The 21,344-nt window shown below is 65.0% G+C and carries 23 protein-coding genes and 1 riboswitch; of the genes, 12 read left to right on the top strand and 11 right to left on the bottom strand.

Annotation, left to right across the window (positions count from 1 at the left end; genetic code table 11):
• Positions 1–118: 118 nt before the first annotated feature.
• Positions 119–799, bottom strand: coding sequence for a TlpA disulfide reductase family protein (locus tag L610_RS11275; RefSeq protein ID WP_144705159.1), 681 nt, complete (start codon positions 797–799; stop codon positions 119–121).
• 40 nt (positions 800–839) lie between these two features.
• Between L610_RS11275 and argH the strand changes: the two genes are divergently transcribed.
• The 4 genes from argH to L610_RS11255 all read left to right on the top strand — a co-directional run bounded on the left by argH (position 840) and on the right by L610_RS11255 (position 6,395).
• The gene (gene argH / locus L610_RS11270; protein ID WP_144705157.1) at positions 840–2,249 is read left to right on the top strand and encodes an argininosuccinate lyase; all 1,410 of its coding nucleotides are present in this window, start codon (positions 840–842) and stop codon (positions 2,247–2,249) included.
• 46 nt (positions 2,250–2,295) lie between these two features.
• Positions 2,296–2,508 carry a hypothetical protein gene (locus L610_RS11265; RefSeq protein WP_024848772.1) on the top strand — a complete coding sequence of 71 codons (213 nt, stop codon included), beginning with the start codon at positions 2,296–2,298 and terminating at the stop codon, positions 2,506–2,508.
• Positions 2,509–2,519: 11 nt separating this feature from the next.
• Positions 2,520–3,785 (top strand): diaminopimelate decarboxylase, encoded by a 1,266-nt coding sequence (gene lysA, locus L610_RS11260; protein ID WP_144705155.1) that lies wholly within the window; start codon positions 2,520–2,522, stop codon positions 3,783–3,785.
• A gap of 96 nt (positions 3,786–3,881) precedes the next feature.
• Positions 3,882–6,395, top strand: a complete 2,514-nt coding sequence (locus L610_RS11255; protein WP_144705153.1) for a TIGR02302 family protein — start codon at positions 3,882–3,884, stop codon at positions 6,393–6,395.
• 4 nt (positions 6,396–6,399) lie between these two features.
• On the opposite strand, the gene L610_RS11250 is transcribed toward L610_RS11255, so the two are convergent.
• Positions 6,400–7,017 carry a queuosine precursor transporter gene (locus L610_RS11250; RefSeq protein ID WP_144705150.1) on the bottom strand — a complete coding sequence of 206 codons (618 nt, stop codon included), beginning with the start codon at positions 7,015–7,017 and terminating at the stop codon, positions 6,400–6,402.
• Between the two features lie 80 nt (positions 7,018–7,097).
• Complete coding sequence (rpmB, locus tag L610_RS11245; protein ID WP_024848776.1) at positions 7,098–7,391, bottom strand: 50S ribosomal protein L28; 294 nt, start codon at positions 7,389–7,391, stop codon at positions 7,098–7,100.
• A 198-nt stretch (positions 7,392–7,589) separates the two neighbouring features.
• Here rpmB and L610_RS11240 point away from each other — a divergent pair, with 198 nt between their 5' ends.
• The 3 genes from L610_RS11240 (at position 7,590) to L610_RS11230 (ending at position 9,958) form a co-directional block, all read left to right on the top strand.
• Positions 7,590–8,339, top strand: coding sequence for a DUF3108 domain-containing protein (locus L610_RS11240; protein ID WP_144705148.1), 750 nt, complete (start codon positions 7,590–7,592; stop codon positions 8,337–8,339).
• 78 nt (positions 8,340–8,417) lie between these two features.
• Positions 8,418–9,293 (top strand): DMT family transporter, encoded by an 876-nt coding sequence (locus L610_RS11235; RefSeq protein WP_024848778.1) that lies wholly within the window; start codon positions 8,418–8,420, stop codon positions 9,291–9,293.
• Positions 9,290–9,958 (top strand): lysoplasmalogenase, encoded by a 669-nt coding sequence (locus tag L610_RS11230; protein ID WP_024848779.1) that lies wholly within the window; start codon positions 9,290–9,292, stop codon positions 9,956–9,958. Before L610_RS11235 ends, L610_RS11230 begins: the two co-directional genes overlap by 4 nt.
• A gap of 6 nt (positions 9,959–9,964) precedes the next feature.
• Here the strand turns inward: L610_RS11230 and gloB are convergent, their stop codons facing one another.
• Complete coding sequence (gene gloB / locus L610_RS11225; protein WP_144705146.1) at positions 9,965–10,732, bottom strand: hydroxyacylglutathione hydrolase; 768 nt, start codon at positions 10,730–10,732, stop codon at positions 9,965–9,967.
• Between the two features lie 104 nt (positions 10,733–10,836).
• Between gloB and L610_RS11220 the strand changes: the two genes are divergently transcribed.
• Positions 10,837–11,601, top strand: a complete 765-nt coding sequence (locus L610_RS11220) for a methyltransferase domain-containing protein (protein ID WP_144705144.1) — start codon at positions 10,837–10,839, stop codon at positions 11,599–11,601.
• Positions 11,598–12,095: a peptide deformylase gene (locus L610_RS11215; RefSeq protein WP_144705142.1), complete on the top strand. Its 498-nt coding sequence runs from the start codon at positions 11,598–11,600 to the stop codon at positions 12,093–12,095. The genes L610_RS11220 and L610_RS11215 overlap by 4 nt, the downstream gene beginning before the upstream one ends.
• Here L610_RS11215 and L610_RS11210 read toward each other — a convergent pair.
• Both L610_RS11210 and metA read right to left on the bottom strand, forming a co-directional pair.
• Positions 12,092–13,060, bottom strand: a complete 969-nt coding sequence (locus L610_RS11210; RefSeq protein WP_144705140.1) for a glutaminase — start codon at positions 13,058–13,060, stop codon at positions 12,092–12,094. The two genes, L610_RS11215 and L610_RS11210, sit on opposite strands and share 4 nt — an antisense overlap.
• A gap of 89 nt (positions 13,061–13,149) precedes the next feature.
• Complete coding sequence (metA, locus tag L610_RS11205) at positions 13,150–14,088, bottom strand: homoserine O-succinyltransferase (RefSeq protein ID WP_024848784.1); 939 nt, start codon at positions 14,086–14,088, stop codon at positions 13,150–13,152.
• Between the two features lie 56 nt (positions 14,089–14,144).
• Positions 14,145–14,222: riboswitch (SAM riboswitch) on the bottom strand.
• A 79-nt stretch (positions 14,223–14,301) separates the two neighbouring features.
• Here metA and hisC point away from each other — a divergent pair.
• Together hisC and L610_RS11195 are read left to right on the top strand one after the other, a co-directional pair.
• Positions 14,302–15,405 carry a histidinol-phosphate transaminase gene (gene hisC, locus L610_RS11200; RefSeq protein ID WP_144705138.1) on the top strand — a complete coding sequence of 368 codons (1,104 nt, stop codon included), beginning with the start codon at positions 14,302–14,304 and terminating at the stop codon, positions 15,403–15,405.
• A gap of 4 nt (positions 15,406–15,409) precedes the next feature.
• Positions 15,410–16,339, top strand: coding sequence for a prephenate/arogenate dehydrogenase family protein (locus L610_RS11195; protein ID WP_024848786.1), 930 nt, complete (start codon positions 15,410–15,412; stop codon positions 16,337–16,339).
• A 4-nt stretch (positions 16,340–16,343) separates the two neighbouring features.
• Here the strand turns inward: L610_RS11195 and L610_RS11190 are convergent, their stop codons facing one another.
• Positions 16,344–17,327 carry a DUF2125 domain-containing protein gene (locus tag L610_RS11190; protein ID WP_024848787.1) on the bottom strand — a complete coding sequence of 328 codons (984 nt, stop codon included), beginning with the start codon at positions 17,325–17,327 and terminating at the stop codon, positions 16,344–16,346.
• Between the two features lie 65 nt (positions 17,328–17,392).
• Between L610_RS11190 and L610_RS11185 the strand changes: the two genes are divergently transcribed.
• Entirely contained in the window at positions 17,393–17,914 is a 522-nt protein-coding gene (locus L610_RS11185; RefSeq protein ID WP_024848788.1) for a gamma-glutamylcyclotransferase, read from the top strand.
• On the opposite strand, the gene L610_RS11180 is transcribed toward L610_RS11185, so the two are convergent.
• The 4 genes from L610_RS11180 to ftsE form a co-directional block, all read right to left on the bottom strand.
• Positions 17,901–18,701: a 1-acyl-sn-glycerol-3-phosphate acyltransferase gene (locus L610_RS11180; RefSeq protein WP_144705135.1), complete on the bottom strand. Its 801-nt coding sequence runs from the start codon at positions 18,699–18,701 to the stop codon at positions 17,901–17,903. The genes L610_RS11185 and L610_RS11180 overlap by 14 nt on opposite strands.
• 86 nt (positions 18,702–18,787) lie before the next feature.
• On the bottom strand, positions 18,788–19,513 hold the full coding sequence (locus L610_RS11175) for a YdcF family protein (RefSeq protein ID WP_144705133.1): 726 nt from the start codon (positions 19,511–19,513) through the stop codon (positions 18,788–18,790).
• Between the two features lie 92 nt (positions 19,514–19,605).
• Positions 19,606–20,580, bottom strand: coding sequence for an ABC transporter permease (locus L610_RS11170; protein ID WP_144705131.1), 975 nt, complete (start codon positions 20,578–20,580; stop codon positions 19,606–19,608).
• Positions 20,573–21,232, bottom strand: coding sequence for a cell division ATP-binding protein FtsE (gene ftsE, locus L610_RS11165; RefSeq protein ID WP_024848792.1), 660 nt, complete (start codon positions 21,230–21,232; stop codon positions 20,573–20,575). Before ftsE ends, L610_RS11170 begins: the two co-directional genes overlap by 8 nt.
• Positions 21,233–21,344 lie beyond the last annotated feature (112 nt).

Raw genomic sequence — 21,344 nt, 5'->3', positions numbered from 1 at the left:
ATTCTCGCCTCTCTTCCGGGAGGACACGGGTCCCCAAGAAGGACGGTCGCAATACATTCGTAAATATGCAGTTATTGAGGCACCTTCCCCAGCGGCAATCCCAAACGAAGCGGCTAGGCTACCGCGCCGCCCCGATCAGCCTCTTGGCATCCTCGCTCGCCCACTCGGCCGGGCCATTCATCGCGGCGAGCATGCAGCCGTCCTCATCGATCAGCAAAGTCACCGGCAGGCCCATAGCCAGGCCCTTGCGCTTGAGATCGTTGAAGAGGCCAAGGGTGGAGTCCCGGTAATAGCCGAGCGCGTAGACGCCGGTTTCTTCGAGGAAGGCCTTCGSYTTCTCGTCGCCGCCGGTGTCGACGTTGACTGCCACCACCTCGAACGTCTCGCCGCCGAGTTCCTGCTGCAGCTGGTTCAGCGCCGGCATTTCCTGGCGGCATGGCGCGCACCAGGTAGCCCAAAGGTTCATGAGCACCATCTTGCCGGAAAGGTCGGCAACGCTCATCGGCTTGCCTTCCGGAGAGTTGAACTTGAGGTCCTGCAACGGCCGCGGCGGCTTTGCGCCCATCATCGCGGCGACCTCGCCGCGCGCCGCGCCGTCGATCGCGTCAGCGCGTTCCTGCTTTGCCGCGCATGACTTTTCCTCGGCCGTCATTGATGTTTCATCGACCGCGACCTGCGCTGCGTTGTTGCCAGAACTGCCGCCCATCACGTATACGCCGAGGGCGCCTGCGATCATGCCGGCCACGACGGCGACTGCGATCAGGCGGCCCGTCGGCAAATGAAACTTTCCGTTTGCCATTCCATCAGTCCAGTCACTTTCCGGGGTCCGGGTTAGCACGATGAACGAGAACAAGACCAGCAACCAGATGTGGGGCGGACGTTTTGCCTCGGGACCGGCCGCGATCATGGAGGCGATCAACGCCTCGATCTCGTTCGACAAGAAGCTCTACGCCCAGGACATCCGCGGTTCCATTGCTCACTCCGAAATGCTGGCCGAAACCGGCATCATTTCGAAGGAAGATCAAGAAAAGATCGCTCACGGGCTGAACACGATTTTGTCGGAGATCGAGAGCGGCAAGTTCGAGTTCTCGACCCGGCTCGAGGACATTCACATGAACGTCGAGGCGCGGCTCGCCGAGCTGATCGGCCCGTCCGCCGGTCGCCTGCACACCGCCCGTTCGCGTAACGACCAGGTTGCCGTCGACTTCCGCCTCTGGGTCAAGGAAGAGCTGCAGCGCGTCGAGGGCGCGCTCGTCGCCCTGATCGGCGCGTTCCTCGACAAGGCAGAGACGCATGCCGCGACCGTCATGCCGGGCTTCACGCATCTGCAGACCGCGCAGCCGGTGACCTTCGGCCACCACTGCATGGCCTATGTCGAGATGTTCGCGCGTGATCTGTCGCGCGTCCGCGACGCCATCGAGCGCATGGACGAGTCGCCGCTCGGCGCCGCCGCACTCGCCGGCACCGGCTTCCCGATCGACCGCCACATGACAGCAAAGGCGCTCGGCTTCCGCGAGCCGACCCGGAACTCGATCGACAGCGTCTCCGACCGCGACTTCGCGCTTGAATTCCTGTCGCTGGCCTCGATCTGCGCCACCCACCTGTCGCGTCTGGCTGAAGAGATCGTCATCTGGTCGACGCCGCAGTTCGGCTTCATCCGCCTGTCGGACCAGTTCTCGACCGGCTCCTCGATCATGCCGCAGAAGAAGAACCCGGATGCGGCCGAGCTGGTGCGCGCCAAGACCGGCCGCATCAACGGCCACCTGATCGGCCTGCTGACGGTGATGAAGGGCCTGCCGCTCGCCTATTCCAAGGACATGCAGGAAGACAAGGAAGCCGTGTTCGACGCCGCCGAGACGCTCGACCTGATGATCGCCGCGATGACCGGCATGGTTACCGACATGACGGTCAATGAGGCCGCCATGAAGAAGGCGGCTGGCTCGGGCTACTCGACCGCGACCGACCTCGCCGACTGGCTGGTGCGCGAGGCCGGCCTGCCGTTCCGCGAGGCCCACCACGTGACCGGCCGAGCCGTGGCCCTTGCCGAGCAGAAGAAGCTCCCGCTCGAGAAGCTGTCGCTGGAGGACCTCAAGGCGATCGACGAGCGCATCACCGACGCTGTCTTCGGCGTGCTCTCGGTCAACGCTTCGGTCAAAAGCCGCGCTTCGTTTGGCGGCACGGCCCCGGCGCAGGTCCGTAAGCAGATCCGTTACTGGCGCACACGCCTGAAACGGGATGCAAGGCGCTGAAAACTTCGCTAGAAGGCTTCAGGACATAATCGGGACGGACGGGCTCATGCGCGCGGGACATCTGATCAGGACGACACTGGTGCTTGTTGCCGTGGCAACGGCAGTCACGGCCTGCGGCCGGCGCCCGAGCCAGCTTGAGACGCCCTACGAGGCATCCGAGCGCCTGCGCAAGGAAGCCGAGCAGAACAAGGAGCCGGTTCCCCCGGCTCGCCCGCGTCCGGAAACCGACAAGCCCTTCATTCTTGACCGCCTGATCTAGGACCCACTCCCGTGGACCATTTCAACTACCGCAACGGCGTGCTTCACGCCGAGGATGTGCCCGTGCCGGCGCTTGCTGAAGCTGTTGGCACGCCGTTCTACATCTACTCGACCGCCACCCTGACGCGTCACTACAACGTGTTCGCGCAGGCGTTTTCGGACCTCAACGCCCTCGTCTGCTACGCGATGAAGGCGAATTCGAACCAGGCAGTGATCCGCACGCTCGCCAAGCTCGGCGCCGGCGCGGACGTGGTCTCCGAAGGCGAGTTGCGGCGCGCGCTTGCCGCCGGCATCCCGGCCAGCAAGGTCGTCTTCTCGGGCGTCGGCAAGAAGGCGCGCGAGATGGACTTCGCGATCGCCGAAGGCATCCACTGCTTCAACGTCGAGTCACTGCCGGAGCTCGAGGCGCTGTCCGCACGCGCGGTTGCTGCCGGCCGCGAGGCGCGCGTGTCGCTGCGCATCAACCCGGACGTTGATGCCAGGACCCACGCCAAGATCTCGACCGGCAAGGCCGAGAACAAGTTCGGCATTTCCTGGAAGGACGCCCGCGCGGCCTATGCCAAGGCAGCGTCGCTGCCGGGCCTCAGGGTTGCCGGCATCGACATGCATATCGGCAGCCAGATCACCGACATGCAGCCGTTCGACGACGCCTTCGCGCTGCTGGCGGAGCTGACCCGCACGCTGCGCGAGGACGGCCACGACATCCGCCACGTGGATGCAGGCGGCGGCCTCGGCATCCCCTACCGCACAGACAATGCGCCGCCGCCGGTGCCGGACGACTATTCTAAGATCGTCAGCAAGCACCTCAAGCCGCTTGGCGTTGATGTCATTTTCGAGCCTGGCCGCATGATCGTCGGCAATGCCGGCATCCTCATCTCCGAGGTCATCTTCCTCAAGGAAGGCGAGGCCAAGAACTTCCTGATCGTCGATGCGGCGATGAACGACCTGATTCGCCCGACGCTCTACGAGGCCTTCCACGACATCGTCCCCGTCAGGGAAGCTCCTATGGACGCGCCGCGCCTGACCGTCGACGTCGTCGGCCCGGTCTGCGAGACCGGCGACTTCCTCGGTCAGGACCGCAACCTGCCGCGCCTTGCCCCCGGCGACCTGATCGCCGTGCGCACGGCAGGCGCCTATGGCGCCGTGCAGGCTTGCACCTACAATTCGCGGCTTCTGGTTCCCGAGGTTCTGGTCGACGGCGACCGCTACCACGTCGTGCGCCCGCGCCAGACCTACGAGGACCTGATCGGCCTCGATTCGGTGCCGGACTGGCTCTAGGCGAAGGCATCACGATTTCGCGCTCGCCTCGCCTTCGCCGCGTTTGCTGCTATTCTCGAAGGAAGGACGGCGCGAAGGCGCGCCTGAAGGGAGCGGATGGCCGGACGCGAAACCACCCATCGCACTGACCTGCTGCCGCGCAGGCTCGCCCGCACGCGCGGCGCCGTCTGGGCAGCGATGGTGGTAGAACGCGGCTGGCCGCTGGTCCTTCCCCTCCTCGTTACCGTCAGCCTTTACGTTAGCGTTTCGTGGTTCGGCGTCTTCCGCATCGTGCCCGACTGGGCGCGCCTTGGACTGCTTGGCCTCTTTGCGGTCGCTACGCTTGCGGCACTGTTTCCCCTCCGCTCCTTTCGAATGCCCTCGCCTGCGGAGATCGACCGGCGCATCGAGGCAGCCAACCGGCTGGAGCACGCGCCGGTCCTGACCCAGAGCGACACGCTCTCTCCAGCCTCGCAGGGGCCGTTTGCGCAGGCGCTGTGGCGCGAGCACCAGCGGCGCATGGCCGAGCGCCTCGACAACCTTGCCGGCGATCTGCCGCGCCCGCACGTGCCGGAGCGCGATCCTTGGGCGCTGCGGGCAATCGCCCCGCTCCTCCTCTTCATCGCCTTTGCCTTCTCCTCGGGCCCGCTCGGCGGCAATCTCACCGACGCCTTCCGCAGCCACGCCCTTGCCGAGCGGGTGCCGGTGCGCATCGATGCCTGGGTGACACCGCCCGCCTACACTGGCAAGCCGCCGCTGTTCCTCACCGCGCAGAAGGCGGGCGAGGATGCACCGGTTTTCCAGGTGCCGACGGGCAGCACCGTCGCCGTTCGGGTTGCGGGAGGCACGGGCGAGGAGACGTTGACCTGGCTCGACGCTCACACGGGCGCAGAGACGGCGGTGCCGCAGGAAGAGGCAACGGACCAGCCCGCACAAGAAGCGACTACTCCTGCATCCCGCACATCATCAAAGCAGTTTTCCGGCGTCCTCAGCGACGACGGCATGCTCACCCTCCGCTCAGGCGGCTCCGAGCTGGAGCGCTGGGCCTTCGCGATCATTCCCGACGCAGCACCCGTCATTCGCTTCGTCGACGAGCCGAAGCGCGCGCTCAATGGCGCGCTCGAACTTACCTACGAGATCGAGGACGATTACGGCCCCAAGGCCGCCCGCGCGGTCATCGAACTCGCGGAAGAGCAGGCGCCGGAAGCGATACCGCTTTACGAGGCTCCGGAGATGCCGCTGACGCTGCCGCGCCGCACGGGCGACGGCAAGTCCGCCCGCACCTCAAGGGACCTCAGCGAGCATCCCTGGGCCGGCACGACGGTAAACCTCACCCTCGAGGTCGAGGACGGCGCTGATCAGAAGTCGCGGAGCGAGACGAAGACGATTGTCCTGCCCGAGCGCCCGTTCGCCAATCCCTTGGCGAAAGCCCTGGTCGAACAGCGCCGCCTTCTGGCACTCGATGCCAACTCCAAGCCTTACGTGCTCGCGCTGATGGACGCGATAACGGTGCGGCCGGAGGACACGATCAAGAACCTCTCCCACTATCTCGGGATCATGACCGCCCGCTCGCGCCTGAAATACGCGGCGACCGAGGACGCCCTGCGCGACGTTGCCGACTATCTCTGGGAGATGGCTCTGGTGATCGAGGACGGCGCGCTGTCGGCGGCCGAGCGGCGGCTCAGGCAGGCGCAGGAAGCCCTCAAGCAGGCGCTGGAAAACGGCGCCAACGACGAGGAGCTGGAGCAGCTGATGGCGGAGCTGCGCGAGGCGATGCGCGAGTTCCTGCGCGAACTTGCCGAGCGTGCCGCGCGCGACCCGAACATGGCGATGCAGATGCCGGGCAACATGCAGGAAATGCGCCCCGGCGATCTCGAGCGCATGCTCGACCAGATCGAAAACCTTGCCCGCTCCGGCTCGCGCGACCAGGCGATGGACCTTTTGCAGCAGCTTCAGGACATGATGAACAACCTGCAGACCGCCCGTCCACAGCAGCAGCAGGGCGGCGAGCAGAGCGAAATGCAGCAGCAGATGAACAAGCTGGGCGACATCATGCGCCGCCAGCAGGAGACGATGAACGAGACCTTCCGCCTCGACCAGCAGCAGCAGGGCGAGCAGCAGATGACGCCCGAACAGTTCGAAGAGGCGATGCGCCAGCTTCAGCAGCAGCAGGGCCAGCTGCAGCAGGACCTGCAGGAGTTGCAGGAGGCGCTGAAGGGTTTTGGCCTAGAGCCCGGAGAGGGCTTTGGCGAGGCCGGCGAAGCAATGGGCCGCGCCGAGGGTGCGCTTGGCGAAGGCCAGGGAGAGGAAGCCGTCACCGAGCAGGGACAGGCTTTGGAAGCCCTGCGCCGCGGCGCACAGGACATGATGCAGCAGCTTCAGGCCATGGAGGGCGAAGGCCAGGATGGCCCGGGTCAGCAGGGGACGCGCCAGCAGAGCTCTGATCGCGACCCGCTGGGGCGTCCGCGCGCCACGACCGGACCGGATTTCGGCCGCTCGGTGCAGGTGCCGGACGAGATCGACGCCCAGCGCGCGCGGCAGATTCTTGAAGAGATCCGCCGCAGGCTGGGCAACGCGCTCAGCCCGGAGGTTGAGCGGAACTATCTGGAAAGACTGCTCGAGCTGCGCTGATCGGTCAGGCGCGAACCGGACGGATGATGTTCAGCAGCGCGCCGTAGGGCACCAGCATCACGATCGACTGTACGATCTTCACGCAGAAGTCACCGAAGGCGAGCGACATCCACAGCGGCACCTCGGTACCGAAGAAGAACGGTACGCGAAACCCGAGCGAGCCGTCTTCGAGGCCGAAGGCGGTATCGAGGACCGACCAGCTGTCAGCGAAAGCGACCGAGAAGAACAGCACCGTGTCGATGCACGAGCCGAGTAGCGCGCCCGAGAGCGGCGCAATCCACCAGCGGAGGCGGCGCAGGCGGTCGAACACCACGACGTCGAGCAGCTGCGCCATCAGGAAGGCGCTGCCGGAGGCGATCGCAATGCGTGGGGTGGCAAGGAAGATCGAGATCACCACCGCAATCGCAAAGCCGGTATAGACCACCAGCCGGGCGGAGCGCGGGCCAAATCGGCGATTGGTGAGGTCGTTGACCAGGAAGGCGAGCGGATAGGTAAACGCGCCCCAGGTCAGGATGTCCTGCAGGCCGAGATGCTCGAAAGGGAACTGGACGAGGAAGTTGGAGGCTGCAACGACAGCAACCATCGCGGCCACGAAGGGCCAGACCTTATCGGTAGAAGTCATTTTTTTATCCTGGGAGATGGAACCAGTCGGCGGGCACAAAGGCCCGCCGCAAAGGAAAATCAGTAGTCGCTAAGGACTGCTTACACAGCCTGCTCGGCGAGCTTCTTCGAGATCTGCTTCTTCAGCAGGCGAGCGCGCTGCGACAGATCGTTCGTGTCAGCCTTGAGCAGGAACGCGTCGAGACCACCGCGGTGCTCGACCGAACGCAGGGCGTTGGCCGAAATACGCAGACGGACGCTCTGGCCCAGAACCTCGGACTGCAGGGTGACGTCGCACAGGTTCGGCAGGAAGCGGCGACGGGTCTTGTTGTTGGCGTGGCTCACATTGTTGCCAGTCAGCACAGCCTTGCCGGTGAGTTCGCAAGCGCGGGACATGTTACTTACCTTCGTTTCGTTGCCGACCAACACCAACTGCCGTAGCGTCTACGCACGGCGCGCGGGCAATTACAGGCGGCCTCCTGGAAAAAGTCGCCGTTCCATAGTGGCAAATGGCGCTCGGGTCAAGCGCAAGCTGCCTCAGGCACGGCCGTGGCACTTCATACTATCGCCGGATTTCCCCAGCAAGCGTTTCTGATGAAGCCGCTTGTAAAAGTCCTGTCGCTGCTTCTTCTGCTTGCCGCTCCGGCGGCGGCGCCGGCGCAGTCGTTCCACGCCGACTACTCGATCACCCTGCTCGGCATGCCTGTGGGCAAGGCGACCTTTGTCTCAAACTTCTCCGACAAGGCGTTCAGGATCGACGGCCAGCTGTCGAGCGCGGGAATCGCGCGGCTGTTTGCCAGGACAACCGGAACGGCCCGCGTCGAGGGCACGATCCGCCGCGACGGCGTCGAGCCCAGGCATTTTTCGTCAGAGTACAAGTCCGGCAAGAAGCACAGCGTCACCGCCATCCGATACGCGAAAGGCAGGGTCGCGAGCTACGAGAACAGGCCGGAGCCGCGGAAAGGTCGGACCTGGGTCGAGGTTTCCAACGCGCATCTTGCCCGCGCGCTCGATCCTCTCTCGGCAACCCTGATCCGCACCAGCGATCCGGCCAAGGTTTGCAACCGCACCATCAGCTTCTTCGACGGCGAGCTACGCGGCGATCTTGCGCTCGGTGGGCCGAACTTGTCCGAGAACGGCACCGTCACCTGTGCCGCACGCTTCACCCCTGTCTCTGGCTATCGCCAGGGCCGCAAGCAGATCGAGTACATGCGCACGCAAGGGCGCATGAGCATCACCTTCGCACCGCTCGGTTCGACCGGCTTCTATGCCCCGATCGACGCAAGGGTCGGCACCCAGATCGGCACGCTGCGCATTACAGCCACCCGCGTCGCCGCCCGCTGATTCGCGCAATGCGCCGCTTGCCGTCCCCTGCGGCACCGGCTAACCCTTCCGCCACATCGAAGTGCAATGGAGGGGAACTTGGCACGCGCCACGCTTATCGGATTTTCCGCCGTCATCATGTGGGCGTTGCTGGCGCTTCTGACAGCGGCGTCCGGAAGCGTTCCCCCGTTCCAGCTCTCGGCAATCACCTTCGCGATCGGCACGGCGGTGGGACTGGTGATGCGCGCCATGACGCCTGCCGCGAAGCACGATCCGATCCCGCCAGTGGTCTGGGTGATCGGCATCGCCGGCCTCTTCGGCTACCACTATTTCTACTACACCGCGCTCCGCAACGCGCCGGCCGTGGAAGCGAGCCTCATCGCCTATCTCTGGCCGTTGCTGATCGTTGTCGGCTCCGCGCTGCTGCCTGGCGAGAAGCTGCGCTGGTTTCATGTCGCGGGGGCGGCACTGGGGCTTGCCGGCGCGTTCCTGATCGTCACGCGCGGCGGCACGCTCTCCTTCGACCCGCAATACTCGTTCGGCTATATGATGGCCGCCGTCTGCGCCGTCACATGGTCGAGCTACTCGCTCCTGTCGCGGCGCTTCCCCTCGGTGCCGACCAGCGTCGTCACCTGGTTCTGCGCCGCCACCGCCATTCTGTCCCTCATCTGCCATCTGTTGCTGGAGGAGACCGTCTGGCCGCAGGACACCGGCCAGTGGCTGGCCGTGGTCGGCCTTGGCCTGATGCCGGTGGGTGCGGCGTTCTACGCCTGGGACCACGGCGTTAAGCGCGGTAACATCCAGGTGCTGGGAGCGGCGAGCTATGCCGCCCCGCTCCTCTCGACGCTGGTGCTGATCGTGGCCGGCGCGGCTGAGCCAAGTTTCTACATTCTCGCCGCCTGCGTGCTGATCACAGCCGGAGCCGTACTAGCGGCCAAGACCATGCTGTTCGGCCGCAAGGAACCTGCAGAATGATGCCCTTCCCCGGCGGGATCGAATCGCTTGCAAACGGCACGCTGATCTTCTCGGCCGGGGCGTCGTTCTTCTACTTCCTCAAGCAGGCGCAGCCGCCTTCCTGGCGTCGCACGGTTGCCAAGGCGGGATCGATCGCGCTGCTTGCCCTGCTGGCGCTGCTCGAGAAGGGTCCGCTGCTGCTCTTCGTGGCGCTGGTCCTCAGCGCCGCCGGCGACGCGTTTCTCGCGCAGGAAGGGGAGAAGCCGTTCCTGCTCGGGCTCGCGAGTTTTCTCCTCGCCCACCTCGCCTATGTCGCGCTGTTCTGGCAGCTGGGATCTGACCTCCTGCTCATCGCGCAGGAGCCGTGGCGGCTGGGGGTGGTCGCGGTCGCCCTTGCTGCGGCTCTCTGGCTGCTGCGGCGCCTGCTGCTGGCGGTGGCGCCCCCGTTGCGCCTGCCTATCGCCGTCTACACCCCGGCGATCATGGCGATGCTGATCGCGGCGGCCACCGTACCGGCACCGCTGGTCATCGGCGGCGCCGTGCTGTTCGTCGCTTCCGACTTCATCCTTGCCGCGCAGAAGTTCCTGTTCGCGCCGGCCTCACAGCATCGCGAATGGGCGGGGCCGGCGGTCTGGATCCTCTACTATTTTGCGCAGCTGGCGATCACCCTCGCCGTCCTGCTCTGACCCGCGTCAGAAGTTGTCCTTGCGCTTGCGGATTTCCGCGAACACCTCGACGTCGCTCGCATTCTCCATGCCGAGGTTGCGGCGAATCGCCGGATCATGCGGGCGCAGGAACGGGTTGGTCGCCAGCTCCTCGCCGATCGTCGTCGGCAGCGTCGGACGCCCATCGGCGCGCAGCTCCTCGATTTTGCGAGCTCGTTCCTGCAGAGCGGCGTTGGCGGGGTCGATGGTGACCGCGAAGCGCGCGTTCGACAGCGTGTATTCGTGACCGCAATAGACGACGGTCTCCGCGGGCAGCTTTACGAGCTTCTGCAGCGAAGCGTGCATGGTCGCCGGCGTTCCCTCGAACAGGCGGCCGCAACCCAGCGCAAACAGCGTGTCGGCTGTGAACGCGACCTTCGCGTCCCTGAGCCAGTAGCAGACATGGCCGGCCGTATGACCCGGCGTCTCGATCGTTTCGATGGTCTGGCTGCCGAACTGGATCTTTGAGCCCTCCGCCACGGTCTCGTCGATGCCGGGGATCTTTGCCGCTTCGGCTGCTGGGCCATAAATCTTCAGACCGTAGCGCTGCTTGAGCGCAAGGTTGGCCTGGACGTGGTCGGAATGATGATGGGTGGTGAGCAGCAGGCTAGGCGTCCATCCGGTCCGCTCGATGGCCTCGATGATCGGCCGCTCCTCCGGAGCATCGATCAGCATGACGGTTCCGGTCTCGCGGTCGCGCACCAGCGCCCCGAAATTGTCCGACAGACACATGAACAGTTCGACATCGACAGCCATTTGCGCACTCCCTCATTCGCTGGGGGAATGTAGGGGCGTCGTCCTGCCTTGTCACGCGGCGACGTCGCCTTGCAGCGCCTCGCGACGCTCGCTACGGTTTGACCATGCTGTCCGACATCATCGAACTGCGATCGTTCTACAATTCGACGCTGGGCCACCTTGCCGAGCACTCGATCGCACGCGCCATCGAGCAGGTCTGGGCCAAGATGCCGAACGAGCGCCTAGTTGGCCTCGGCTACGCGCTGCCATGGCTCGACCGGTTGCGCGAAGGGACGGAGCGGGTGCTGGCCCTGATGCCGGCGAGCCAGGGCGCGGTGAACTGGCCGGCCAACGGCCCCTCGGCCACCGCGCTGGTGTTCGAGGAAGAGCTGCCGCTCTATGATTCGTCGATCGACCGTATTCTGATGGTCCATGCGCTGGAGCATGCGGAAAACCCGCGCGAAACGCTGATGGAGGCCTGGCGCGTGCTGGCGCCGGGCGGACGGCTCGTCATCGTCACGCCCAACCGCCGTGGCGTCTGGGCCCGCTTCGAGCACACGCCCTTCGGCACGGGCCGGCCCTTTTCCCGCGCCCAGCTAAACGCGCTCCTGCGCGAGGCCAACTTCACGCCGGGCCCATGGGCCGACGCGCTGCACTTCCCGCCCTCCAAGAAGCGCTGGATGATGCGCATGCACGGCATGTTCGAGGGGGCCGGCCGCCGGTTCTGGCCGATCTTCGCCGGCGTGCTGGTTGTCGAGGCGCAGAAGCGCGTCTATCAGGGCGTGCCGGTCTCGGCGCGCGCTTCGCGCCGCGTTTTCGTGCCGGTGCTCTCGCCGCAGGGCGCAACCGGCGCCGCGGCACGTCAGGCAGTTGGAAAAGGCGACGCATGACCGTCAGGCCAATCGTGAAGTACCCGGACGTGGCCCTGCGCACGCGGTGCGCTCCGGTAGAGACTTTCGATGAGGAACTGCGCCAGCTTGCCGACGATCTCCTCGACACGATGCGGGCTGCGCCCGGCGTCGGCATCACCGGTCCGCATATCGGCGTTCTGAAGCGCATCACGGTGATCGAGCTGTCGCCGGAGGATGGCGTGCGGGTCTATGTGAACCCGGTGATCGAGGAAGCATCCGAGACGCTGCAACGCCACACCGAAGGCAGCGTGTCGATGCCGGGCGTGACCGACGAGATCGAGCGGCCGGACCGGGTCAAGGTCCTCTACCAGACGCTTTCGGGCGAAGAAAAAACCGAAGAGGCGGCCGGCTTCCTTGCCACTTGCCTGCAGCACGAGATCGACCAGCTCGACGGCATCTTCTGGCTGCAGCGCCTGTCGCGAATAAGGCGCGAGCGCGCCGTTAAACGGTGGCAGAAGCTGCAGCGCGGCTAGGCGCCGACTTGCGGCACCGAACCGAAAACCGACCAGCCCAGTCGTTCCGAAAGCCGCTCCAGCGCGATGGTGCCGAGCAGCGAGTTGCCGTTGTCGTCCAGCCCCGGCGACCAGACGGCAATCGAGGCAACGTGAGGCACGACTGCAAGAATGCCACCGCCAACGCCGCTCTTTGCCGGCAGGCCGACGCGGTAGGCAAAGTCCCCCGCCCCGTCATACTGGCCGCAGGTCAGCATCAGGGCGTTGATACGGCGGACACGATGCGCTTCCTGCAACGAGATCTTCTTCTTGCGTCCGGAAGGGGACAGCATCAGGTAGCGCCCAGCCAGCGCCAGCTGCCGGCAGGTGAGCGCGATCGCGCACTGGCGCACATAGAGCTTCATCACGTCATCGACCTCGTGATGCAGGTTGTCGAACGACTTGGCGAGGTTGGCGAGCGCACGATTGGTGTAGCCACCCTTCGCCTCCTTGTCGAAGACGTCGGGATCGACGTCGAAATCGTTCGCCCCAATGTGATCGGCCAGGAACGCCGCAACATCCTCGTGCTGCGGCTTCTCGCGGTCGAGCAGCATGTCGGCAATGACGAGCGCTCCGGCGTTGATGAAGGGATTGCGTGGAATGCCCTTCTTGCGCTCGAGGTCGATGATCGAGTTGAACGGATCGCCCGATGGTTCGCGCCCGACGCGCTTCCAGACGTCGTCGCCATGCGCCTCGAGCGCCATCGTCAGCGCGAAGACTTTCGAGATGCTCTGTATGGGAAACGGGTGGCTGGCCTCGCCGCCCTCGATCACGTCGCCATCCGCTGTGACGACGCAGACGCCGAAGCGGTTCACCTCCAGCTCGCTCATCCCCTCGATGTGGTCGATGAGTTTGCCGAAGCTTTCGATGACTTCCATTTCCGCGACGACGGCATCGACCGCGGCGCGGACCTGATCGGGATCGACGTTCTTGTTACGGTTGGGCATGAGGCTCCTTCGGCTTCTGGCGGGCTGAGCCAAACGCCAGCCGGCCCAAGGGGTTCCTCATCTACCGGCCAAGCCCGTCCAAAGCCGTTTCAGACGGTCTCCTTGACCCGTCCCTTGCCGATCTCGGCGAGGTCGTACGTCGTCGTCTGATAGACCTGGTTGATCCAGTTGCCGAACAAAAGATGCGCGTGCGAGCGCCAGCGATTGAGCGGCGGGCGCGATGGGTCGTTGTTCGGGTAGTATTCGTGCGGGACCTCGATCGGCACGCCCAGCCCCACGTCGCGGTCGTACTCTTCCTTGAGGGAGGTCGAGTCGTACTCGATGTGGTTAAACATGTAGAGCCGGTTGCCCATCTCCTCAGCGACCATGCACGGGCCTGTCATGTCCGATTCCATCAGCAGCTGAAGATCTTCGTGCTGGCGGATGTCCTGCGAGCGCACCTCGGTCCAGCGCGAAACGGGAATGGCGAAATCATCGGAGAAGCCGGTGAGGTACGGCGAGCTGGGCGCGTTGTTCCGGTGGCGGAACACGCCGAACGCCTTCTTCGACAGCGGGTATTTCGGGATGCGGTGGAAGTGCCACGCTGCCGCCATCGCGCCCCAGCAGATGAAGAAGGACGAATGGACGTTGGTGGTCGTCCAGTCGAAGATCTGCTTCAGCTCATCCCAGTAATAGACTTCCTCGAACGGCAGCTTCTCGACCGGCGCGCCGGTGACGATGAAGCCGTCGAACTTGCGGTCTTTGACCTCTTCCCAGGTCTGGTAGAAGGCGATGAGGTGTTCTTCCGGGGTGTTTTTCGCGGCATGGCTGCCGATGCGCACCAGCGTCAGCTCGACCTGCAGCGGCGATGCGCCGATGAGTCGCGCGAACTGGGTCTCCGTGCGTATCTTGTTCGGCATCAGGTTCAGCAGGCCGATCTGCAGCGGACGGATGTCCTGCCGGAGCGCCGTGCGCTCGTCCATAACCTGCACGCCTTCTCTGACGAGGACGTCGCGGGCGGGTAGCTGGTCGGGGATCTTGATGGGCACGGCAACAACTCCAGAAACTGAAAAGACCGGCGGCGTATGCGCGACCGGTCCCAACGGAATTGCTGCGATCGGTCCTTTAGCAACTTATTTTACGTGGCTGCAAGCCGACCGGCCAAATCACCACGGAACGCGGCATATTTAGGATCGCTGAACCTTTGCGTCAACGCCAAAGACTTGGTAGAGGCAAGCACACCTTCCAACTGGATAGCAGCCATGACCACCGAGCTTCGCCCTGAACCACGCCCCGGCGTGATGGAGATCGACGCCTACGTGCCCGGCAAGAGCCACGCACCGGCGGGGGTCGCGAAGGTCTATAAGCTGTCGTCCAACGAAAATCCGTTCGGCCCCTCCCCCAAGGCCATCGCGGCCGCACAGGCGGTGACGGAGAAGCTTGCGCTTTATCCGGACGGTTCATCGCGGAAGCTGCGTGAGGCGATCGCGAAGACGCATGGCCTCAACGTCGCCAACGTCATGGCCTTCAACGGCTCCGACGAGGCACTGGCGCTGCTCACCCGCATCTATGTCGGCGAAGGCGACGAGGGCATCTACAGCCAGTACGGCTTCCTGGCCTATCCGATCTACATCCGCTCGGTCGGCGCAAAGCCCGTGATCGCGCCGGAGGTCAACGAGACGGCGAACGTCGACTCGATCCTCTCCTGCGTCACCGAGAAGACGCGCATCGTCTTCCTCGCCAATCCGAGCAACCCCACCGGCACCTACATGCCGTTCGACGAGGTGCGCCGCCTGCACGCCGGCCTGCCGAAGAACGTGCTGCTCGTGATCGACGCGGCCTATGCCGAGTTCGTGCGCCGCAATGATTACGAGGCAGGAGTAGAGCTGGTGGCGGCCAATGAAAATGTCGTGATGACCCGCACCTTCTCCAAGGTGCACGGGCTCGGCGGCGCGCGCATCGGCTGGTGCTATGCGCCGGCGCACATCATCGAGGCGCTGGAGCGCGTGCGCGATCCGTTCAACGTCAACGCCATGGCGATCGAAGCCGGCACGGCGGCGATCCTCGATCGCGAACACGTCGAGTTCTGCGTCACTCACAACGAGAAGTGGCTCAACTGGACGACGGAGGAGCTGACGAAGCTCGGCCTTCGCGTCACCCCCAGCGTTGCCAACTTCATTCTGATTCACTTTCTGGAAGACGGGAAGCACACCGCCGAGGCGGCGGAGGAGTATCTGGCGCGGCGCGGGTATATTCTCAGGCGCGTTGCGGCATACGGCCTTCCCAACGCGCTGCGTATGACGATAGGCACCGAAGAAGCCAATCGCGGCGTAGTCGCCGCACTCGCGGAATTCCTGAAAGACTGAAAAAATGACCGAAAAGATGTTTGAACGCATCGCCCTGATCGGCATTGGCCTGATCGGCTCCTCCATCGCGCGCGTCGTGCGCCGCGAGGGCCTCGCCGGCGAGATCGTCATCTCCACCCGCAGCGCTGAGACGCTAAAGCGCGCTGAGGAACTTGGCCTCGGCGACCGCTACGAGCAAAGTGCTGCCGAAGCCGTGAAGAACGCGGACCTCGTCATCGTCTCCGTTCCCGTCGGCGCATCAGGTGCCGTGGCCGAGCAGATCGCCGGCGCTCTCAAGCCCGGCGCTATCCTCACCGACGTCGGCTCGACAAAGGCCTCGGTGATCGCGCAGATGCAGCCCCACGTGCCTGAAGGCGTGCACTTCATCCCGGGCCACCCGATCGCTGGTACCGAGCATTCCGGTCCGGATGCCGGCTTTGCGGAGCTGTTCCGCAACCGCTGGTGCATCCTGACCCCGCTGCCGGAGACCGATCAGGCGGCGCTCGACAAGCTCTCAGCCTTCTGGACCGCCTGCGGCTCCAACATCGACGTCATGCCGCCGCAGCACCACGACATGGTGCTCGCAATCGTCTCTCACCTGCCGCACATCATTGCCTACAACATCGTCGGCACCGCGGACGACCTTGAGACGGTCACCAAGTCGGAAGTCATCAAGTACTCCGCGTCGGGTTTCCGTGACTTCACCCGCCTCGCGGCGTCGGACCCGACCATGTGGCGCGACGTGTGCCTGCACAACCGCGATGCGATCCTGGAAATGCTGGCGCGTTTTTCGGAAGACCTCGCCTCGCTGCAGCGAGCGATCCGCTGGGGCGATGGCGACAAGCTGTTCGACCTCTTCACCCGCACCCGCGCCATCCGCCGCTCGATCATCGAGGCTGGCCAGGACGTCAGCGCGCCAGACTTCGGCCGCATCGCGGCGGCAAAGCCCGCCTGACCAGTCAGAACAGCGGCGGGATCGCGCCGAGTGAGACGAAACCAATGCGGACCTTCCCGCGCGAGATCTTCAGCGGGAAGGTCGGCTCCTCGCCAAGCATCGCAATCGTGCCGACTGCGAGCTCAACCTGCTCGCGGTAGGCTGGCAGCAGGCTGACCAGCAGCTCGCCCAACGCGCGGGGATTGCGCACCTTCACCTGCAGTTCGGCGTCGATCAGCCCGTCGATGCCGACGGCGAAAGGTCCCGACACTTCCGCGCCGCTGCCCTTGTCATCGATGGAAACGGTGAGATTGCGGATGTTAACGCTGGATTCGCGTCCGCCCGACTGCCAGCGCTCAACGAAGAAATCTGCAAGGCCCGCCAGCGGCGGCAGCTTGTCGGTGCCGACGAAGTTCGGGTCGAAGCGCAGCTCGTTGAAGCGTACGGCAAGGTCGTAGCCCGCGTCGGCGTCCGGACGCGCATGGAATTCGGCATGGCCCGCGCGCCCGAGCAGCGGCGGCACGTCGCCCGGCTCATCCAGTCTCACCTCGACATTGCGGCCCTCGACCGAGACACGCTCGGGCAGCGGCGAAGCAATACGGACGCTGGCTCGCATCGACTCCCACTTGAGGTCGAGCGTCGGTATGCCCGGCGTCTCCAGCGTCGCCGGCCCGTCGAGTTCGCCGATCACGAGGTTCGGCTGATAAACCTGCGCCGCCGAGCGGAAAGCCCCCGCCTGGAAACGGATAGCGGCCTTGGGGTCCTCGAACATCACCGAGCGGCAGAACACGCCAAGCCGGAAGGGATAGCCACGAACCTCAAGGCTTTCGCAATTCGCACGCCGACCGCTGGCGTTGGCCCCGTCGACGGCCGTCTGGACGCGCTCGCCAACCTTTCCTGCGGCGTAGTACCATCCGCCGCTATAGAGCGCGATGGCCGCAACGATCCCGAGCAGGAGCCAAAAGAAGCGCCTGCTGTAGTTGACCGGTTTATCATTGCTTGACGCCATGGCGCGGCTCTCGTTAACCCTCGTCGGTCGGCACGCAGCCGAAAATTCGAATCTGGATTTGCGATATGGGCGATTTTTGGGTGTTTGGCTATGGCTCGCTGATGTGGCGGCCGGGCTTCGCCCATACAGAGACGCGCAAGGCGCGCCTTTGCGGCTACCGGCGGGCGCTGTGCATCTCCTCGCACATTCACCGCGGCACGGTCGAAAAGCCGGGGCTGGTGCTGGGCCTCGACCGCGGCGGTTCCTGCGTCGGCATGGCCTTCCGCGTGCCGGGCGAGCTTTCCGACGAGGTGATGGGGTACCTGCGAGAGCGCGAGCTCGTCACCAACGTCTATCTCGAAAAGCGCCTGCCCGTCCGCTTCGATGATGGCTCACGCGCGGAAGCGGTCGCATATGTCGTCGACCGGTCTCACATCCAGTACGCAGGCCATATCGACGTCGAGGAGGCCGCGCGCATCGTGTCGGGTTCCGTGGGTCTGTCGGGCCGCAACGAGGACTATGTGCTGAACACGGTCGACCATCTGCGCGCGCTCGGCATCCGCGACCGCTGGCTGGAAAGCGTGGCGCAGCGCCTTAACGCTTCCTGACCGGAAGCTCCACGCCGAGTTCCTTCAGGCGCCTGATCGCCGTCTCCGGCAGCGCCGGCGGGTTCTCCGACGTCGCCGCCTCGATCAGGAAGGCATCACAGCCTGCCTCGGTCTCGGCGATCAGCCGCTTCATGAAGGCATCCTTCTCCATGCCCGGCTCGATCGGCGGCAGGAACTTCGCCTTCAGCGCGCCTGGATAACGCAGGAACTTGCGGCGCGGCCAGTAGAGGCCCGCGACGTGAGCGACCGGCACCACCGGCACGTTCAGCGCCGCGTAGATCTCGGCAATGCCCCACTTGTAGGCGGGCTCGGCGCCCGGCGGGCGGCGGGTGCCTTCCGGGTAAATGATGAGCTGGCGCCCGTCATCCATCCGCTTCCTGGCCTCCACCAGCGCCTGCTTGAGCGCGTTTGAGCGGCTGCCGCGGTTGATCGGGATCATCTTCACCTTCTTCAGGTACCAACCGAAGAAGGGGATCCACATCAGCTCGCGCTTGAGGATGTAGACGGGGTCCGACAGGTACGGGAAGAACGCGATCGTGTCCCAGAACGACTGGTGCTTTGGCGCCAGGATGAACGGTCCGTCCGGCAGGTTCTCAAGCCCGGAAATCTCCGACTTCGTGCCAGCCAGCCACTCCTGCAGCCTGAGGCTGGTGCGCGACCAGAAGCGCGGCACCCACCACGCCTTCCGGCGCGGGGCAAGGAAGAAGAACGGGGTGAACACGATCATCTGGACGATGAGGTTCAGATAAAAGGCGGCATTGAACGCCAGCGACCGGATTACGAGCATGAAAACGTGCCTGCGGAGTGTCGTGCGCACGTTGGTTACACCAGTCGCGTCCAAAGGGAAACGTGCCGCCCGGCGAAAGACTGCCGTCAGCTGCCGCGTTGCGTCTGCGTGTGCTCGGGCTGCGCCCTGCCCGCGACCTGCCGGAGGTCCGGCACCACGCGCCGGAACAGCGCGGCGATGTACTTGGCGTATTCGGTGAACAGCACCCGAAGGGCGGCGCGGTTCGTGATCCACTCGCCGCCTTCGAGATGCGTGTTCACCACCGGATAGGGGAACAGCTCCGCCTCAGTCATGTAGCGCTTAAGCTCCAGCAGGCTACGCGGCATGTGGTAGTTGTTGGTGACGATGATCACCTTGTCCCAGTTATGGCTCTCGACCCACTTGGCGCTTTCCTCGGCATTGCCGATCGTGTCGAGCGCGGTGTGATCGAGGTCGACACAGCAGTTGAACAGCCGCGAATCGCCGCCGGTCGCGCGGCGGAGATCACTCAGCCGCGCCTTCGGGTGCACGCCGCTGATCAGCAGCCGCTTGCCCTTTCCAGCCTCGAGCAGATCGACCGCCGCCGTCAGGCGCTTCTCGCCGCCGGTGAGCACGATGATCGCATCGGCCGAAGGAAGGTCGGTCGGCGTCGTCAGACGTGCGATATGGGTGGCAAAGGCTGCGAAGCCGCCGAGGAAGGCGAGCGAGCCGCCGACGAGGAGCAGTGCCAGAGCCGCAAGGAACCTGCGCACCGGGCGGCGTGGCCTGACCCGGTCTGCGTGGGCGTCAGCCACGATCTCGGGCGACGCCTTCCTGTCGATTGGCCCCGTCATGTGTATATGGTTACCCGCCAATCGTGGCATTGAACAGGTCTTTGCGCGGACCTGTGATGGCGCAACAATGGTCTTTCATAGTCATGGGCGGCCTAGTCATGGGCGCTCGGGTCGATGTCGCCGAGATACGAGACCACGGTGATGTGCGAGGTGAGCGCAGTGAGCCCGCCGATCAGGATGACGACCAGCGCAACGCCAAGATAGCCGGCGCTGCCGATAGCGAAATTGCCGAACAGGGCCGTGGCCTGGTCTGCCTGAGGCGTCGCAAGGTTCCAGGACGACCACCACGAAAAGCCGATGAAGACGATGATGGCGGCAAGCCCGCCCGCAGCCGCGCCCTTCATGCCGGTCAGCAGGAAGTGGCGGCGGAACTCGCGGGCGATGAAGCCCGCCTCGGCGCCGACGAAATGCAGCACCTCGATGATGTGTCCGTTGCCGGCCATCGCGCCGCGCGTGGCGAAGACGATCGCCAGCACTGTCGCCGTCAGCATCAGCAGAAGCACCGAGAAGCCGATCGTCACAGTCGTGTTCGCCATCGCAATCAGGCGGTCGACCCAGGTGCGGTGGTCATCGAGCGTTGCCTGCGGCACCTCGGCCGTGACGGCCTGCCGCAGTGCCGGGAAGTCCGGCGGGTTGGCTGGGTCGATCGTAACGATGACGAGGCGCGGCACGGGCAGCTCGTCGATGTCGAAGCCGGTGCCGAGCCATGGCTCGAGCAGGCGGATCGTCGCCGCGCGGTCGACAATGGTTGCCTGCCGCACGCCGGGGAAACCGGCAGCGACCTGCTGTGCGGTGGCAAGTGCCGCCTCGATGTTGAGTCCATCGACCGGCTTGATCTGGATGGTCGCCTCGTGGGCGATCTGCGATTGCCACATCGCCGCCGTATCGCGCACCAGCGTCACGGCGCCGAGTGTCAGGCATGACAGGAAGGTCATGATCGCGATGACGAGGATCAGCGCATGCCCGGCGACGTTGCCGGGCGGCACGATAGGCGCCTGCTTGCGATAGGAGCGCGCCGCTCCGCGGCGTCTCGCCGGCGCGCCTGGCAGGGTGGCGGGATCAGTCATGGATCTCGAGCCTCCCGCCGTTGAGAACCATGCGGCGCGCGTCAACCTGCTCCATCAGCGCGACATCGTGGGTCGCGATGACGACGGCCGTGCCGAGGCGGTTGAGCTCGATGAAGAGGCGCAGCAGGCGGCGGGCGAGCGGCGGATCGACATTGCCGGTCGGTTCATCGGCGAGCAGGATCTCGGGCTGTTCAATCAGCGCGCGGGCGATAGCCGCACGCTGTTTCTCGCCGCCCGACAGCACCGGCGGCAGCACATGCATGCGCTCGCCAAGGCCCACCCACTTCAGCAGCTCGATCACGTCAGAGCGGTAGCTCGACTCCTCGCGCCCGCGCACGCGCAAGGGCAGCGAGACGTTCTCGTAAGTGGTCATGTGGTCGAGCAGGCGGAAGTCCTGGAAGACGATGCCGATGCGCCGGCGCAGCATCGGCAGCTCTTTGCGCGGGATGCGCGACAGGTCCCTGCCGAAGACGGTGATAAGTCCGCGAGTTGGCTTCAGAGACATGAACAGCAGGCGAAGCAGCGTCGTCTTGCCCGCACCGGACGGCCCGCTCAGAAACTGGAAGGAACGTTCGGGCAGATGGAAGGAAATGTCACGGAGTATTTCCGGACCCATTCCATATCTGAGGCCGACATTCTCGAAGCGGATCACCGGAAATCCTTGTTCATCAACGGTTTGGCCGGGGCGCCCCGCGAAGAGTGATGAGCCCCGAACTTCGTCCCCGCGTGGTTAATGCCCGGTTAACGTCTGCACTCAAAGGCAA

This window comes from Aminobacter sp. J44 (genome assembly GCF_007829415.1).
Taxonomy (GTDB): domain Bacteria; phylum Pseudomonadota; class Alphaproteobacteria; order Rhizobiales; family Rhizobiaceae; genus Aerobium.
Note: the sequence above shows the minus strand (reverse complement) of the source record. Positions and strands in the feature narration are given on the sequence as shown.

Excerpts from the sequence above, each read along its gene's own strand:
- L610_RS11185 (WP_024848788.1), top strand. The coding sequence starts at position 17,393 with ATGGGCGATTTTTGGGTGTTTGGCTATGGCTCGCTGATGTGGCGGCCG.
- L610_RS11230 (WP_024848779.1), top strand. The coding sequence starts at position 9,290 with ATGATGCCCTTCCCCGGCGGGATCGAATCGCTTGCAAACGGCACGCTG.
- L610_RS11190 (WP_024848787.1), bottom strand. The coding sequence starts at position 17,327 with ATGGCGTCAAGCAATGATAAACCGGTCAACTACAGCAGGCGCTTCTTT.
- L610_RS11250 (WP_144705150.1), bottom strand. The coding sequence starts at position 7,017 with ATGACTTCTACCGATAAGGTCTGGCCCTTCGTGGCCGCGATGGTTGCT.
- L610_RS11170 (WP_144705131.1), bottom strand. The coding sequence starts at position 20,580 with ATGACTGATCCCGCCACCCTGCCAGGCGCGCCGGCGAGACGCCGCGGA.
- rpmB (WP_024848776.1), bottom strand. The coding sequence starts at position 7,391 with ATGTCCCGCGCTTGCGAACTCACCGGCAAGGCTGTGCTGACTGGCAAC.
- L610_RS11255 (WP_144705153.1), top strand. The coding sequence starts at position 3,882 with ATGGCCGGACGCGAAACCACCCATCGCACTGACCTGCTGCCGCGCAGG.
- L610_RS11175 (WP_144705133.1), bottom strand. The coding sequence starts at position 19,513 with ATGACGGGGCCAATCGACAGGAAGGCGTCGCCCGAGATCGTGGCTGAC.
- L610_RS11195 (WP_024848786.1), top strand. The coding sequence starts at position 15,410 with ATGACCGAAAAGATGTTTGAACGCATCGCCCTGATCGGCATTGGCCTG.
- gloB (WP_144705146.1), bottom strand. The coding sequence starts at position 10,732 with ATGGCTGTCGATGTCGAACTGTTCATGTGTCTGTCGGACAATTTCGGG.
- L610_RS11240 (WP_144705148.1), top strand. The coding sequence starts at position 7,590 with ATGAAGCCGCTTGTAAAAGTCCTGTCGCTGCTTCTTCTGCTTGCCGCT.
- argH (WP_144705157.1), top strand. The coding sequence starts at position 840 with ATGAACGAGAACAAGACCAGCAACCAGATGTGGGGCGGACGTTTTGCC.
- L610_RS11210 (WP_144705140.1), bottom strand. The coding sequence starts at position 13,060 with ATGCCCAACCGTAACAAGAACGTCGATCCCGATCAGGTCCGCGCCGCG.
- L610_RS11215 (WP_144705142.1), top strand. The coding sequence starts at position 11,598 with ATGACCGTCAGGCCAATCGTGAAGTACCCGGACGTGGCCCTGCGCACG.
- L610_RS11220 (WP_144705144.1), top strand. The coding sequence starts at position 10,837 with ATGCTGTCCGACATCATCGAACTGCGATCGTTCTACAATTCGACGCTG.
- L610_RS11180 (WP_144705135.1), bottom strand. The coding sequence starts at position 18,701 with ATGCTCGTAATCCGGTCGCTGGCGTTCAATGCCGCCTTTTATCTGAAC.
- hisC (WP_144705138.1), top strand. The coding sequence starts at position 14,302 with ATGACCACCGAGCTTCGCCCTGAACCACGCCCCGGCGTGATGGAGATC.
- L610_RS11265 (WP_024848772.1), top strand. The coding sequence starts at position 2,296 with ATGCGCGCGGGACATCTGATCAGGACGACACTGGTGCTTGTTGCCGTG.